This window comes from Oceanobacillus profundus, from assembly GCF_003515705.1.
Classification (GTDB): Bacteria; Bacillota; Bacilli; order Bacillales; family Amphibacillaceae; genus Oceanobacillus; species Oceanobacillus profundus.
The window spans coordinates 1-16,957 of the sequence record NZ_QWEH01000032.1; the positions used below are offsets into that span (position 1 = coordinate 1).

Consider the following 16,957-nt stretch of genomic DNA (forward strand, 5'->3'; position numbering starts at 1 on the left):
GTTGGTAGCTCATAACAGACCTCCGTGTATGTGTTGGTGTGGTTACTTACATTTTACACGAAGCTGTTATGGGTTGTTTTATTTTAACCACATTTTTTAGGTGTTGCACTTAATATTACAATTCGTCATATAAAAAAAACCTTGGCTTCATTCCAGCATGCCAAAGTAACAGTAAAAGGTATAGAAAAATACATTCCCATCCCTTGTAGACAAGCTATTTATGGTAGCTGGTAGAAACGTCCAAGCCATATTCCTGGACTTATACAAGATGTAGCTATTTGTTTTTAGATAATAGGGAAATGATAGCAGGTTGGCGGGTGGTGGGTCAAGGGGGAATGGGAGTAATAGTCTTTTTCAGTTTCCTCGATTGATGTGTCAAAGTTTATGTTTTATAAGGCACAATTATTACATTAATCTTTGAGTAAAGCTAAACGGTTAAACGGTGGATTCAATTTATCAAACGATTATTCCCCAATAATTAGTTTTACAAATCCTATATACCGTAATAACAATTTACATATTATGTTTTACGTCTTTTACCTTCAATCAATGAACTCATCTACCGATAATAGTTATATATCCACATACAGATATCAAGTTTAAAATTAGGAGTGTCATATATGTCAAAACCAACAGACAAACAACTTCAACAAGTTTATAATATATTTCAAACGTTAAGTGAAGCATCAGACCATTTTCATAAGCTCATTAAAGAAAAGGAATTAAATCAAAGCATTTTTATTTTCAGTTCTATTGTCGATGGATTTCAAGCATTATCAAGGATTGACGCAGTATCAAAAATAGAAGAGTGGCACATTCGAAAAAATAAAGCAGAGAAACACTTGCTTGATATTGCACAACTACTAGAAAAGGGTAACTTTATCAAGATAAGTGAGATTCTACAATTCTCCTATCTGCCACTTCTAAACAGAATTACTAAAGATATCTCAAAAAGTATGGATGATCAAAAAAGTAAAAAATATAAGATTGGCGTATTTGCTTCCTTTCATAACCCTCGAGCCCTTTATCCTGAAGCACGAGTAAATGCATTAGTCCAAGAAAGTGAAAGGCAGAACACCCAGCTTCTTTTCTTCACTTCAACAGATGTTAATTTTGAAAAAGAAGTAATTACAGCAGATGTTTATACAGATGGGAAATGGGAACGCATTACTACACATTTCCCAGACGTTATCAACAATGTTGGTGCAGGGAAACGTTCGCACATTGAGAGAAAACTTCGCAGAGTCATCCCATTTACTAGCTTTCATGTCGGTAATAAACTTTCATTACCAATGCGAATGGCCAAATATAAAAAATATGTTGAATTACTCGTTCCATTTCGCTTATGTCGTAATGAAGTAGAAATTCATGAATTTCTAAAGGATAATAACAAAGTCGTATTCAAATATCTTCAAAGTAACCGAGGGGAAAACATCTATTTTGTTACCAAAAAAGGAACACGCTATGCAGTACAGGAACATAAGAATGAACGAATATTAAGTCAGGAAGCTTTTGAAGAGTGGCTTCAAACAGTTATTTTAGAGGAAAAAGGAAGTTTTATCGTTCAGCGATATATTCATACGCGTACAAAAGAGGATGAACCTTACCATTTCCGGGCACATGTACAAAAAAACGGGGAAGGTAAATGGGGATTAACCCATATTTATCCACGGCTCGGTAATAGAAAAAGTAACCTGAGTAACGTTGCTACTGATGGCAGAGTTGATAATTTCCATGATTTCCTTGTAAGAGAATACGGGGGAAAAGCGGAAAAATACGAATCTGATATTTTACGACTTTCCATAGAAATTGCCCTTCACTTAGATAAACTTTACGGGCTTGCTCTTGATGAGCTGGGAATTGATCTTGCCATTGATGAAAATGGTAGGTATTGGATGCATGAGGCTAACAATGGTCCTCAAACAGCATACCATGAAGAAAAAAGAGCAGTAAACACGATTGCATATGCAAAATATATTGCAAAGAACGGGATTTTCTATACTGAAAGTTTAAGAAAGTCTTGGAGTGGAATGTTTCAAGCTAGGACAGCAAACATTGCCTTAGCAGAATTAGATAACCGTACCACAGTAGGCGTACTTCAAGGTAAAATTGTTAACGATTCACTTGCCACTACTCTAGCAGAGACAGCTGAAAGGAAAAATATTCATCTTTATACTTTTACACCGAAAGATGTTGATTACGACGAAATGCTTATAAAAGGGCATTTTTACGAAGATAACAAATGGATACCCAAAATTGTTGAATATCCTGATGCCATAATTGATCGTTTACAGCTTCGAGGTGATGAAGATGCTCAATGGATTTATGAAGAACTAGAAGATATTGCATTTACCAATAAATGGACGGGCAGGAAATATAAAAAATCTGGAATATATAAGAAGCTCCAGGCTAGTGAAGAAATTAACGATATTCTTGCACCCTATCAAAAAGTTTCAAAAACACGAGATATCTTCAGCTTTATTGAGAAGTACGGTAAAGTTATTTTAAAGTTAGAAAGTGGAAATATTTCAGGAACTCAGTACATTGAAAAGCTATCAAATGGTAAATATTTTGTTACAAAAGGGACATCGGTAACAGAATATAGTGAGTTTCCGTTACTAAACAAGTTAAAAGAATTGATAAAAGAAGACAACTTTATCGTTCAGAAAGATGCTAGATCTCTGAATAAAAATGGACAACCAACTTCCTTTTCTATGCAACTAATACAAGATAAAGTAGATAAATGGAAATTTATTAGCCTTTTTGCAGACTTGAAAGCCAATCCTGCTGACAATACTTCGAAAAACCTTACGGAAGAACTTACTGAATTTCTTCGGGATAATTATGGAGAAAAAGAAGCGACCGAGCTGGAAAGTAAGATTAAAGAATTAGCTAAAACAGTTGGTGTTAGTCTTCAAAAAATTTATGGTAACGTAGTAACTGAAGTAACTATCGAGTTAGGAATAGATAATAATCAGCATCTAAGCCTAATAGAGGTAAACCCAAATAGCCCTAACACGATCTATGATACTGCAACATACGCAGAAAATGTTATTTCATATGCTAGTTATCTAGGCCTTTTGACTAAGAGCAATGATAGCTTTGTTAAGATATAAGGGTTGTGGTTATAAGTTGTAAGCTGTCAAGAAAGCACTTGGCAGCTTTTAGCTTGCTTGATATGAGGTTCAACAAAATTTTTAATAACTTTAACTAATTCAAAAGGAACCCTAGTATAACTAGAGTTCCTTTAACTATTTTTCTTATTGAAGTAATTGTAAAACACCTTGTGGTTGTTGGTTGGCTTGCTTTGCCGCTATGTCTTTCGATCATAGAATAGACTATATCTTCACCCTTATTCTTAAGGGGCTGGGCACTTCGAATGGAAATGATCCACCCTACGAATCTCATTGCCTTAAGTTTAACTGTTAGGCAGTGCATTCTAGTCGTTGAACCTTCGCCAGGTTTTCACCACAGGCGCTTGGCTGCTGATTATCCATTGTTTCATTGCTTTGTTTTTCAAACCTTCACGTCTGCCGTTTCCAGCTACGTTGTGGTACAAAACACTTTAGGAAGTTCCAGCAATTCACCCAGTTATCTTCTAACCCGTTACCAGATTAGACGCCCTTCCCATCAAATTACTGTAAGAGTTGTAACACTCCTTGAGGCATTTGCTGGGATTGAGCTAACATTGATTGTGCCGCTTGTGAAAGGATATTGTTCTTAGTGAACTCCATCATTTCTTTCGCCATATCAACGTCACGAATACGTGATTCTGCAGCAGTTAGGTTTTCTGCTGATGTACCTAAGTTGTTAATTGTATGATCTAGGCGGTTTTGGTTTGCACCAAGCTTAGATCTTTCAGCAGATACTTTGTCAATGGCTGCTTGAATAGTTTCAATTGCTTCGTCAGCAGATTCTTGACTATTAATTTCCAATCCATTAACTTCTAACGACTCAGATCCCATTGCTTCGATTTCAAGTGTAATACTTTGTTCACTATTTGCACCAATATGGAATGTAAATCCACCTTCAACTGATCCATCAAGTAACTTTTGAGTGTTGAATTCAGTGTCAGTTGAGATACGATCAACTTCTTTAATTAACTCGTCTAGTTCTTTTTGTAACTCACCACGGTCAGCATCTGTATTTGTGTCGTTCGCACTTTGTACAGCTAATTCACGCATACGTTGTAAAATTGAATGAGTTTCATTCAAAGCACCTTCAGCAGTTTGGATTAAAGAAATACCGTCTTGAGCGTTCTTAGAAGCCATTTCCAATCCACGAATTTGTCCACGCATTTTTTCAGAGATTGCTAGTCCTGCAGCGTCATCTCCAGCTTTGTTGATACGAAGACCTGAAGAAAGTTTCTCCAATGAATTTTGTGTTGCACCTTGGTTTGCTCCTAATTGACGATGTGCGTTAAGAGCAGAAATATTGTGATTGATAATCATGATCAATCTACCTCCATGTTTTTAATTTTTAGCAAGTCACATCCTTGTGTCTCGCTTCATTATTTATATCGGCATGGTTTAGGAATGTTTTAGCAATTTTATTAAACTTTTTATTATGTCGGTAGATTAAACATAAATAGACCATAGTACTACTTGTTCACCCATAAAAGGACCTCCTCCTAAAGAAGGATGCCCTTATGCATTATTTAATAGAAATCTCTCTCCTAATTAGAATCCTTCAATCTATTTTTATAAACTGCTGTAAACGCCCTAATGGTTAATACAAAGACACCAATCAAGGCAACGAAAGCAGTGATAATTAAATCCATACTTATTCTACCTCCATTCCCTATTAACACTTTTACTCATTACTTTTCATTGCGATAAATCATCTATACCCCTATTAACCGGGAGATAAACTTTCTATCTATTTAGAAATTTATGGTGTTATGTTCTTAACTGTTGGACGCAATGTATTCCTGTTCTTCTACAACTATCGCTCCCCGCTCATCTAACCTCACAAACCGAATTGCTGCTATAAAGTAACTCAATATAGCTACAAACATAAACAACCCAAACAATCCACTATTATACGCCTGTTCAAAGTATAAAATATTAACCAGTGTAAAAATTACTCCTCCAATTAATCCCAAGTAACCAAAGCGATCTGTTTTTCGCAATCTTAAACTCGTTCTTCTATTAGCCAACGTCACCAACGTAATTGTCAGGATATTAACCGAGCTTCCAATCCAAACCGGGTGTATGTTTAGATAAAATTCCTGTGGATGCCAGCCGCCCAGGTAATACCATAACAGTCCACTAGTAAATCCAGTGAACAAGGAAGCAACTACAGCTCGCTTCGTTACCACCGGCCAGAATAATGCGGCTACTACCGGTGCAAACGTGGCACTGTTTCGTATCGTCCAAGCAAATACATTCCACCATGCCGATTGCTCTGTTCGCAATAAGCCAAACGCAATCATCAGGCCGGTTAAAAGCAGCAGCGAGATTTTCGTATATTTAATAAGCTGGTCCCCTGTGGCATTTGGATTAATCGCACTTCCCACATCACGTCCGAGACTTGTGGCACCTGAGAACTGACAAGGTCCTCCCCATCCGAGTGCACAACCCCATACACCAAGGAAAAACAAACCTACTAATGGGGCAGGCAAGACTTCCATCAAGTACTGGGGAATCGCGATAAGTCCAGTGGATGCATTCGGCACAACGGTGGCAGCTGATATTCCGAAGATAACGCCACCGACTATAAATGGAATCGCCATGAATCCAGCCATGACAAGTCCTTTTTGACCCTCTTCTGGCGAGCGGGAGGATAATGCCATTTGGAAAGCAGCCTGAGCCAGAATGACGTTAACGAGGAACGTTCCAAACCAGACGACAATTACTTGCAGTCCGACACTTCCAAAGTTAAACATTTCTGGACGCTCCATGTTCAATGCAGCTAAACCTGATATTCCGGGATTGATGAAAAAGGCAACAACTCCAATTACGATCATTAATCCGAATGCAAACATATTCATCGTTTGTGTAAAGGCAATGGACCACATGCCACCAGCTTGTAAATAGATAAAAAGTAAAATAGCAGTAAACGCAACGGATAAACTCAATGAAATACCTGTAAACACATGAAATGCAGAAGCAAATGCGATTGCCGTGGCAACGGACCACATGGGAAAGGCAAATGCAGTAATTGCTCCTGATAAGCCTTTTGCCGTTCTACCATACTTATCTCCTATCAAACCAGAAACCGTTACAAGCATCTTTTTCCGGAAAGAACGGATAATCAACAAAGCAATAATAAATATTTGAACCATTTCCGCTACCCCATACCAGATTGCGGAGATACCGGTTAAATAAGATAACTCCAAAATAGAGATAAATGTGGATCCCGAGAATAATCCAGTTATACAAAACGCAACAATCCATTTATTGAAATTCCGATTTCCAACAAAATAACTATCTTTCTTTGTCACACGTCTTTTGGCAATTTGCCCTGCCGATATGAGCGCAAATGTATATCCTAATGCCAGTATAATTGTCCATACACCATATTCTGTCACAACTAGTCACTCCCTTAATATTTACATCACCTTATTCCAAACGAATATTCAATTACAAAGACAAAGCAAAAACCCCCTTCCATAAGAAGAGGGTAGATAAATTCAGGGCACCTCTTCTTATCTTTCAGACCAGTGTCTGATGGAATTGGCACAGTACTCAATAAATTGAGCCCGCTGCCGAGGTATCAAAGGGCCATATCCCTCCACCTCTCTTGATAAGAAGTTCAATATTCAATTGTATTAAAATTACACCTTCACGATGAAAAAGTCAATGTTATTTTAAAATTCAATTTATCTGTCAATCAATCGTTACATCACGCAAAAATGGGAAACTACTTGGATACTGATAAAATCCACTCACTTCATCCCTTAAACCAGCTAGCAATACAGAATGGTAAAGTGGAACGATTGGAGCTTCATCTACAATTATTTGTTGTGCTTCACTATATAGTTGCAGTCTTTCTTCTTCCGCTCCCTCTTGTCTTGCCTCCTCCAGCAACTCATCTACCTCATCATTCGCATAAAAAGACCTGTTTCCTGGATTTCCAGCATTTGCTGAATGGAACATTGGGTACAGCCCATAATCCGCATCTAGGGTTACAGTCCCCCAGCTTCCGATAAACATATCAACACCGCCATTACCAGTCACTTCTAAATAAGTTCCTACTTCGGTCATCTCAATGTCAATAGTGATACCAATTTCTTTTAGCTCTGCTTGGATAACCTGCGCGATATCCGATGTATTTGTATCGTAGGCCATGATTGTCGCACTGAAACCATCCTCATAGCCCGCTTCCTTTAATAGTTCCTTTGCTTCCTCAATGTTATAATCGATAGGCTCTACATCCTCATCATACCCAAACACGGTAGGCGCGAGCGGTCCTTTTGCTGGTAAAGCTACACCATTTAGTACCCCTTCGATAATTTCTTCTTTATTAATTGCTTTTGCAATCGCCTGTCTTACCCTAGGATCTGTAAATGGTTCTTTTTCTACATTGAAGCCAAGATAAGACATACTTGCGCTATCCGATTGTTTAACGTGTGTACCTTCATTCGTATCCACTTCGTCAATATTGCTTGTATTTACTGGATAAATGATATCCGAATCACCCGTTTGCAGCTCTGCAATTCGTGTTAAATCCTCTGGGACAAATTTAAAGGTTACCGAATTTACACCGGCCTTATCTCCCCAATAGTCTTCATTTTTTACAACTTTTATTTGTTCTCCACTTGTTCGGTCATCATATTTGAAATATCCTGTACCGATTGGGTTCTCATTAACTGTTGCAAACGGTTCTCCACCATTAGCTATTGCTTCATTATCCTTTTCAATCGCCTCAAGACTGATCATATGCCCGCCCGGATGTGCCAAATGAGATGGCAATGCTGAAAAAGGATATTTTGTATGAATCTGTACCGTATATTCGTCTACTACTTCCACGGAATCAATCATATCGAATAAAAAGGCGAGCGGTGAGCCCATATCAGGATCAAGAACGCGATCCATGTTCGCTTTTACTACTTCCGCGTTAAATGCACTGTCATCATGGAACGTAACATCTTCTCTAAGCTTTGCTTCCCAGACAGTACCTTCAATTTGTTCAAGGCTCTCAGCTAAAGCTGGTTGAATCTCCAAATCTGTGTTTTGTTCAACCAACGTATCATAGATGGCATTCATCACATATAAGGAGTTACCATCATTTGCAGCGTGCGGATCCAGCGATACTGGCTCTGCAGCTAATCCAACTGTCAGATCCTTTTGTTCCTCTGCATTCTCTGATTCATCTGCTACGTCACCAGCACATGCAGAAATAACCAATAAACCCGATATAAGTAAAATAAATAATAATGCTTTTTTCAATTTAACCACACTCCACGTGTTGATATTTTGAGTATAAGGTAGATCTTATTCTACTATTTACACAACTTCATCAATCCTAATTTATTCACATACTCCCCACCATATTATAAATTTCAATTTTTCTTTTAAAACAATCCCCCTTAACTCTATAATTCCTATTAATTAACTGCGAATTAAGCATATAATATCATACCACTCCACGTTCTTTATGACAAATTAATTAGCCTGAATAGCAACAAATAAGGCATTTTGGAATTTCGCACTTGAAAGTAATAGTATATAAAAAGCTGCTGACACCTCTGCCAGCAGCCGAACCCAAAAATCATTCTTCACTCACACGTTCTTTCAAACTCTCATCATCCCGAAGCTTCCAAAGCTTACCTGGCCAGAAAGCAAAACGCCCAAGCACTGTTGTAATTGCTGGAACAAGCAATGGTCTGACGATAAAAGTATCCAGCAAGATTCCGATCGCAGTAATCGTACCGAAATGAACAAGCACCTGCAAAGGCATTACAGCTAGAACCGAAAACGTACCAGCTAGAATAAGCCCTGCTGAACTAATTACACTTCCCGTTTCTGCAACACTTTTAGAAATAGCCTGTTTGAGCGGCATTTCCTTTCGATTGCTCCATAGACTAGAAACAAGGAATATGTTGTAGTCAATACCTAGGGCAACCGAAAAGACGAATACATAGAGCGGAATTAATCCTTGAATTTCTGTAACTCCAAATATATGATGGAGCACAATCCACCCTAAACCAAGCGCAGATAAATAAGAAATGATAACGGTTGACAATAAATAGACCATTGCCACAATGGACCTTAGGAAAACGATAAGTAATACCGCTATAATGAGCAGAAGGGCAGGTATAATTAACCCCTGATCTCGATTGGTTACCTGATCTGTATCGTATAATGTCGCCGTTTCACCGCCAAGCCATACATAGTCATCTGCATTGGCTACACCAGCATCGCTTAGTGCACTCGTTGCAATAGCCTGGAGCTCTGGAACGCTTTCTACCGCTTCCGTGGAGTACGGGTCAATCGAAAGTGTCACTTTCCATTCCTGGATATCCTTATTTTCCGATCCTTCCACAGGGTCATCAACAATCTCAACGTAAGGATGCTCTGCCAATTCGTTCTGTAACGAGACATCCGCTCCATTTGTATCGACGATCACACTGACAGGAGCAATTTCACCTGGAGGATAATGGTCTGCAATTAATGTAAATCCTTCTCGTGATGGCATATCCTCTGGGAAAGAATCTAATAAAGCATAGGTATATTGCATTTTTGGTACGAAAGCAGCCAGGCCACCAAGAATAACTATACTAACAAGAATAATGGTCCATGGTTTTTCTGTAACCACTTTTCCAATCTTCTTCCCAAATCGATGACTTGGTTTCGGACGACGCAGCTTTTTCCCTTTTTTCTTCTCAATTTCCTGAATCATTTCTTCAGGTCGTGGGATAAATGGGATAAAAGCAAAGCGGCCAAGTAAGGCCAGAATCGCAGGAAGCACGGTTAATGCTGCGAGTCCCATAATAAATATCGATAAGCTAAAAGGTACAGCAAAACGATCATAGGATTCGTAATAGGCTAGCCCGAGTGAAAGCAATCCTAAAACAGTAGTAAGGGAACTCATCATGATGGCCCCGCCAGTACCGCTAATCGCACGTTTTAATGCAACATGTTTATCTTTTTCAATTCGCAGCTCATCTCTGTACCGTGAAATTAAAAATAAGCAATAATCTGTTCCGGCTCCAAACAAAAGAACCGTCATAATCGATATCGCTTGCCCATCCACAACAATCCAGCCCTGATCCGCAAAAAATCCAAGCAGTGGACTAATAATTCCATAGGCGATCCCAACCGCAACAAGCGGGACAAGTGCCAAAATTGGTGAGCGATACAATAAAATAAGTAAAATAAATACAATCAATACAGTTGCAATTAACAAGGTAAAGTCTGCATTGCTGAACAAGGAAACGGTATCAGTCTGAATTCCAATAGGTCCAGAAAAACGCACATGTAAGCCAGACTCGTCTATATCACTTTTCAGCACCTCACTGCCAAATGCATCATTTATTTTAACTTCTAGTTGGTCGAGTGCCGCTTGTAATTCCTTTGTTGCTGCAGTGTCATCAAAAAATACCGGTGTTGTCAGTGCTTTTCCATCTTCAGAAGCACTTCCTCTTAAAGCTTCAACAGGAGCATCCTGAAATGGTGGAATAAATGTTTGATGATTAACCGGCTCATCATTTAGATTCTGATAAAGAGATTGAATCATCTCATAATCCGAATTATTTAACCCTCCATCACGATGCCACACTAAAAGCAATGGTGTACCAGCATCATTAGAGAATTCTTCGTTCGTAATTTTACCTGCTTCGACAGACATCATATCTTCTGGTAATAATTGTGTATCCGACGTCTCTCGATCATTAACTTGTGGCCAAATATATGAAAATATTCCAATCAATAAAACCCAAATAAACAAGGTCGCCCAACGGGTTTTGGTATTCGCAACAATACCTCCCCAATTTTTCAATAGACCTTTCACAAATCTCATCCTTTCTAGCGCAAATTTTATCAATGCACTTAACCATGTATCTTGTAATTATATATACTAGTAGGTTAATTAATCAAGTTTTTTTCAAATTATGGTATAATAAGTCTAGTTTAAATAATTTGGAGTGGAATTCATGATGCAACGCAAACATCGAACATTAGGGAGACCTCGTAAAGAACAGGATGGAATCTCAACAAAAGATACTATCCTACACATCGCTACAGAAATGTTTTTGGAAAAGGGATATCCGTTAGTATCCATGGACGATGTTGCCCAACAATGTGATGTCACAAAAGCAACGGTGTATTACTATTACAAAACAAAGGCAGACCTTTTTACGGATGCAATGGTCCAGTTAATGAATCGAATTCATGAAAGAATTGTGGCGATTCTCTCAACCAATGAGCCATTGAAAAAGCAGCTGTTTCAGTTTGCCAAAGGCCATTTACAAGCGACTGTGGATATTGATATCCATTCATTTATGAAGGAAGCAAAGACATCTCTTTCACAGGAGCAACTGCAATTGATGCAGCAAGCAGAAGAAAAAATGTATGAAGAATTAGAGCATGCATTAAAAAAGGCAATGGATAATGGAGAAATCTCCAGAAGCAACCCACGCTTAGGAGCGCTTCTATTTGTATCTTTGGTAACAACCGGAAACAATATGGATACTAATTTTAAAAATTCATTCCGATCACTGGATGATTTAGTAACGCAGATTGTAGACTTTTATTGGGATGGATTGGCAAACCAAAGCTAGCTGTGTCATTGAGGGTGGGATAACAAGCCGCAAATATAGGAAATTGCTATTCACCTATACAACAAATTGATAGCAATTTTTAAATTACAAAAAAACAACGCTACTCTATGAAAGACAGCGTTGTTTTCGTATAAAGCCATTTATTTGGGCTCATCTTATAATCTTTTTAACTCCTAAAATGCTGTATCAATTCATTTAATTCTTCCGCTAATTTAGCGAGCTCGTCTGAACTTAGTGCAACTTCTTCCATTGAACTGCTAATCTGCTGTGAAGATGCAGAGGTTTGTTCAACACCCGCTGCAGATTCCTCCGAGATTGCTGCAATCTCCTGAATGGAAGTATTCATATTGTCACTGGTATCAGAAATGGTAGATAGTTTATCAGAAATTGTTTTAATATCATTTACCATTTGCGTGACTGAAGTACTTATTGTTTGGAACGTATCTCTTGTTACTTTTAATTGACTTGTTCCTTGTTGAACTTCTTTATATCCATCTCGTAAAGACTTCGTTACCTGACTTGTTTCGCTTTGAATATTTCCAACAATATCTGTGATGCCACTTACCGATGACCCAACCTGTTCTGCAAGCTTTCTAACCTCATCGGCAACAACTGCAAATCCCTTTCCACTTTCTCCAGCTCGAGCTGCCTCAATCGCAGCATTTAAAGCTAATAAATTCGTTTGATCAGCGATATCTTTAATAACAGATACTAAATCAGAGATTTTCTGAGATTGTGAATCTAAGTTTTCTACTTTCTGTACAGAATCATAAATAATGCTATCAATTGTTTCCATTTGTTCTGTCGATTTTTCCATTAAGTTTCTGCCTTCATTTGTATGGCTCAATACTTGATTAGAAGATTCATATACCTGATTGCTGTTCGTATATGCTTGATCGGTATCTGATCTGAATGTAGCCATTAAGGAAGAAAGGTCACTTGTTGTATTTGCTTGTGACTCTGAGCCAAACGCTAATTCCTGCATCGTAGTCGCCACTTGTTCAGATCCTATCTTCACATCATTTGCTGACTGCGTTAATTCTTCACTTTTACTGGTAACCGTCTCGGATACATTTTTGATTTTCATTACGAGTTCTCGTAGTGTTTCATTCATCGTATTTGTAGAGCTTACCAATTGACCTATTTCATCATCCGATTTAGCTTGCAAATTTGTTTCCCTTAAATTACCTAATTCTAAATCCTTCATCACTTTCATAATTTGAGGAAGATCTTTTAACATACGTTTTAATAAAACAACCACTACTACAACAAGAATTAAACAGGCAATGCTAAAAAACAAGACCATCATTATCGTAAACGTCCCAAGTTCACTTAAAGCTTCATCTTCTGGTAACGCTGTGCCAATGGACCAGCCGGTTGTATGAACTGGTGAATACCCAATATATTCTAAACTGTCACCTATTTGCGCTAATTGAAGACCTGTTTCGCCTGCAATCATTTTATTACCTATATTCCCTAGTTCACCAGACATAGACTGCAGCTGTTCTTCAAGGATTAATGTTTCATCTGGATGATATAAAACCGTTCCATCACTGGAGATTAAGAAAGAATACCCGCTCTCACCCATTTTATAAGATTGCATAAGCTCTGGTAACTGGTCTAGAAAGATATCAATTGCAACAATACCGACTGTATCCCCATTCACTTTAATTGGCTTCATTGCACTCAAAATAATTTTTCCAAATACTTCATCCATGTATGGTTCGGTAAAATAAACATCCTCTTCCGCTATAGCTGCCTCATACCAAGGTCTACTCGTTATGTCAAAGCTAGGGTCAGATAAAACATTATTGCTTCCAATTAAAAAGTTTGATTTATTACTTGCAACCCATGCCATTGCGATTGAATCATCTGTTTCAACAATCTCATCAAGCGACTGTAATACACCATCATAATAATCATTTTCTAAAACTTCATCTCGAGAGTCAGTTGTATTTAAGAACTTGCCAAACTCTTGATTCGTTACCATTTGCCGCACAATGGTCGCTTCTTCTTTAAACATGCTATTAACCTGTGCAGCGATTGCATCACTTTTAGTTGATAAGTCAGTTTCAACATTTTCAACTAATAATGCCTTTGTATACATATGTATAAAGAATCCTGTTGCAGAAAACACAATAAATATAGCTATAAAAAGTGCTGCAGCTACTTTTGTTGATATACTTTTGCGAATCCAATTAAATCGTACCGACTTCTTTTTCTTTTCTTTTGCCGCCACCATAAATTCCTTCTTTCTTGTATTTTGATGCTACTCGTTGTGATATGATCCGGTAATAGTTTATGTGGTTCACATAATTTAGATTAAACATCAAAAAGCCTTTATTGATTTGCAACATAAAAGAAACTCTGCTTCTCACATAATATTCACTAACTAGAAACAAAGTTTTTTTAGATATTCAATTGTTTCCTACCATATCAGCATATTAAATGGTTAATTTATGTATCAATACATTAGTTTCCCATTAAAGAATAGCTAATCCAATTATACCATTAGTTTACTTTATTAGGTACTTAAGTACTAGTTTTTTATATTGTCAATTTATTTTCGCTAATTATTTTCATATGCAGTCCTATTTTCTAGAGGGTAATGCAATTTTTTCTCTTCATTGAATGGATTAACAATGAAGAGTAGGAAGGAAAGCGTTATTTGATAGATAAAGATGAGGGAGGCAGCTAGCAGACATAAAACGCCCCATATACGATTTTAATATCATATTTGGGGCGTTGACGTTCCTATCCATCCGTATAGTATATATTAATTTTTACCGTCGCGATTCCAAAATCTAGCTTTACGTACTGCTTCTATAAATTGCTGACTGTCATCAATAACAACACCACTCTGTCCAGAAATTTGCAGGTCTTCCAGGATAGATGCTCCTGCTTTTATGGCACCGATTGGTTTGTAATGCAGAAGGGCTTCCTTGACAAAATAAGGTGCTTCAAAACTGAATAATGGCGTTTTGCCATTTTCGCTCGCTAACAGGACGGCATCGAATAAAACAGAGTCTGCGGTCATCAATGTGTGGGCAACTGGAAGTACTGTATTGTCACTACCTTTAATGGTACCCTGATGGTCACTTACAACCTCGGCGTTTATACCAGCTTCCTTTAATTCATCCATCATTTCAGACAAACCTTCTGGGTAATCGTCTGCTGCAATGACAGCTACCTTGCGTGTATCTGTTTTCTTCGTGGTGTTCTCCTGGCTTAGGGCTGGTGAAGATTTTGTATACGTTATTTCCTTTTTCCCTGGAACAGATAAGCCGATATTTTCTGCAATTGCAGATACCAGCTCATGGCTGACATTCGAGAACATTTCTAAAACCTGCTCGCGGACAGATACTTCTTTACATTTTCCAAGCTCAAAACTAAATGCATTAACGATATGCTGTTTCTCCACATCACTCATACTGTTCCAGAATAAAATGGCTTGAGTAAAATGATCTTTAAAGCTTTCGCTGCGTGCACGGACTTTGCGGCCTTCCACTTTTTCCTGGTAATGGCTGTATCCTCCTTCACCTTCACTGACCGGTCTTGGTGTATTTTCAGCAAGAGAATTCTTATGGTAACTCACATAACTTGTATTGATTGCCTGGCGTCCATAACCATCACGCTGGTTGTTATGTACCTCGGGAACCGATTTATTAATCGGAAGTTCATGGAAGTTCGGTCCGCCTAAACGAATCAGCTGTGTATCTGTGTATGAGAATAGCCTCGTTTGTAAGAGCGGATCATTACTAAAGTCGATTCCAGGGACCACATGTCCGGGATGGAAAGCTACCTGCTCCGTTTCAGCAAAGTAATTATCGACATTTTGATTCAGTGTCATTCTTCCGACAAGTCGGACTGGCACATCCTCTTCTGGCCAAAGTTTCGTAGCATCAAGAATGTCAAAATCGAATTTAAATTCATCTTCTTCATTAATAATTTGCAAACCAAGCTCATAGACAGGATAATCGCCATTTTCAATTGCTTCATATAAATCACGACGGTGGAAGTCCGGATCTTTACCACTAAGCTTTTGTGCTTCATCCCACACAACAGAATGTACGCCAAGCACTGGTTTCCAGTGGAACTTCACAAAGAAGGCTTGTCCTTTTTCATTTACTAAGCGATAAGTATGTACTCCAAACCCTTCCATCATCCGGAAGCTTCTTGGGATAGCACGATCCGACATATGCCACATAACCATATGCGCAGTTTCCTGATTATTCGCCACAAAATCCCAAAATGTGTCGTGCGCAGATTGGGCCTGTGGAATTTCGTTATGTGGTTCTGGTTTCACAGCATGAATAAAATCTGGAAATTTAATACCATCCTGAATAAAGAATACAGGCATATTATTTCCAACCAGGTCATAATTCCCTTCTTCTGTATAAAATTTTGTCGCAAACCCACGAACATCACGTGCTAAATCTCCAGATCCGCGGGAACCTGCGACTGTAGAAAAACGGACAAATACAGGAGTTTTCTTTCCAGGTTCATTTAAGAATTTAGCCTTTGTATAGGGAGCTAATGATTCATAGACTTCAAATTCACCATGTGCTGCAAACCCTCTTGCATGAACAACACGTTCAGGAATCCGCTCGTGGTCAAAGTGAGTCATTTTTTCACGAAAATGAAAATCCTCTAATAATGTAGGACCACGCTCTCCAGCTTTCAATGAGAACTCATCTTCTGCCATTTTCAGCCCCTGATTGGTTGTCAGTGCTTCGCCTTCATCTTTCACCCGAAACTGATCGAGCTGTTTATTCTTTTCGTCACTGTTTTCTTTGCTCATAATTCTCCTCCTTTACTGGTTCTCTTCCCTTTGTGATTTAAAGTAAACGGATACTATTTAAATTTTTATTCAAAAAAAACGCTTCATCTCGAATGAGACAAGCGTTTTACATATAAGCTTCCAGCCGGATTTGAACCGACGACCCCTTCCTTACCATGGAAGTGCTCTACCTGCTGAGCTATGGAAGCAATTGGCTCCACAGGTAGGATTCGAACCTACGACCGATCGGTTAACAGCCGATTGCTCTACCACTGAGCTACTGTGGAATAATCTTATGTAAAAAATCCAGAATACGAAAAAAGCAGCCTGGCGGCGTCCTACTCTTGCAGGGGCAAAGCCCCAACTACCATCGGCGCTGAAGAGCTTAACTTCTGTGTTCGGCATGGGAACAGGTGTAGCCTCTTCGCTATTGCTACCAGACAACTTTATAA

At 38.4% G+C, this 16,957-nt stretch carries 8 protein-coding genes, 2 tRNA genes, 1 rRNA gene and 2 riboswitches; of the genes, 2 read left to right on the forward strand and 9 right to left on the reverse strand.

Going from position 1 to position 16,957, the window contains the following annotated elements:
• Positions 1–186 precede the first annotated feature (186 nt).
• Positions 187–287, reverse strand: a riboswitch (purine riboswitch).
• A gap of 333 nt (positions 288–620) precedes the next feature.
• The gene (locus D1B32_RS22960) at positions 621–3,116 is read left to right on the forward strand and encodes a YheC/YheD family protein (protein ID WP_095312953.1); all 2,496 of its coding nucleotides are present in this window, start codon (positions 621–623) and stop codon (positions 3,114–3,116) included.
• A gap of 519 nt (positions 3,117–3,635) precedes the next feature.
• Here the strand turns inward: D1B32_RS22960 and D1B32_RS22965 are convergent.
• From D1B32_RS22965 to D1B32_RS22980, 4 genes are all read right to left on the reverse strand, one after another.
• On the reverse strand, positions 3,636–4,451 hold the full coding sequence (locus D1B32_RS22965) for a flagellin N-terminal helical domain-containing protein (protein ID WP_095312951.1): 816 nt from the start codon (positions 4,449–4,451) through the stop codon (positions 3,636–3,638).
• A gap of 455 nt (positions 4,452–4,906) precedes the next feature.
• Positions 4,907–6,532, reverse strand: coding sequence for a sodium:solute symporter family protein (locus tag D1B32_RS22970; RefSeq protein WP_118890477.1), 1,626 nt, complete (start codon positions 6,530–6,532; stop codon positions 4,907–4,909).
• 114 nt (positions 6,533–6,646) lie between these two features.
• Positions 6,647–6,754, reverse strand: a riboswitch (SAM riboswitch).
• Positions 6,755–6,830: 76 nt separating this feature from the next.
• Positions 6,831–8,393, reverse strand: a complete 1,563-nt coding sequence (locus D1B32_RS22975; protein WP_118890478.1) for a glutathione ABC transporter substrate-binding protein — start codon at positions 8,391–8,393, stop codon at positions 6,831–6,833.
• Between the two features lie 322 nt (positions 8,394–8,715).
• Complete coding sequence (locus D1B32_RS22980; protein WP_240033882.1) at positions 8,716–10,956, reverse strand: MMPL family transporter; 2,241 nt, start codon at positions 10,954–10,956, stop codon at positions 8,716–8,718.
• A gap of 145 nt (positions 10,957–11,101) precedes the next feature.
• Here D1B32_RS22980 and D1B32_RS22985 point away from each other — a divergent pair, with 145 nt between their 5' ends.
• Complete coding sequence (locus D1B32_RS22985) at positions 11,102–11,725, forward strand: TetR/AcrR family transcriptional regulator (protein WP_118890481.1); 624 nt, start codon at positions 11,102–11,104, stop codon at positions 11,723–11,725.
• A gap of 166 nt (positions 11,726–11,891) precedes the next feature.
• On the opposite strand, the gene D1B32_RS24390 is transcribed toward D1B32_RS22985, so the two are convergent.
• The 5 genes from D1B32_RS24390 to rrf all read right to left on the reverse strand — a co-directional run bounded on the left by D1B32_RS24390 (position 11,892) and on the right by rrf (position 16,946).
• Positions 11,892–13,964: a methyl-accepting chemotaxis protein gene (locus tag D1B32_RS24390; RefSeq protein WP_240033883.1), complete on the reverse strand. Its 2,073-nt coding sequence runs from the start codon at positions 13,962–13,964 to the stop codon at positions 11,892–11,894.
• 537 nt (positions 13,965–14,501) lie between these two features.
• A complete protein-coding gene (locus tag D1B32_RS22995; RefSeq protein ID WP_118890479.1) occupies positions 14,502–16,526 on the reverse strand; it encodes a catalase in 2,025 nt (674 codons plus the stop codon).
• 115 nt (positions 16,527–16,641) lie between these two features.
• Positions 16,642–16,714 (reverse strand) — tRNA-Thr (locus D1B32_RS23000).
• A 3-nt stretch (positions 16,715–16,717) separates the two neighbouring features.
• Positions 16,718–16,792 (reverse strand) — tRNA-Asn (locus D1B32_RS23005).
• 38 nt (positions 16,793–16,830) lie between these two features.
• A 5S ribosomal RNA gene (rrf, locus tag D1B32_RS23010) occupies positions 16,831–16,946 on the reverse strand.
• Between the last annotated feature and the right edge of the window lie 11 nt (positions 16,947–16,957).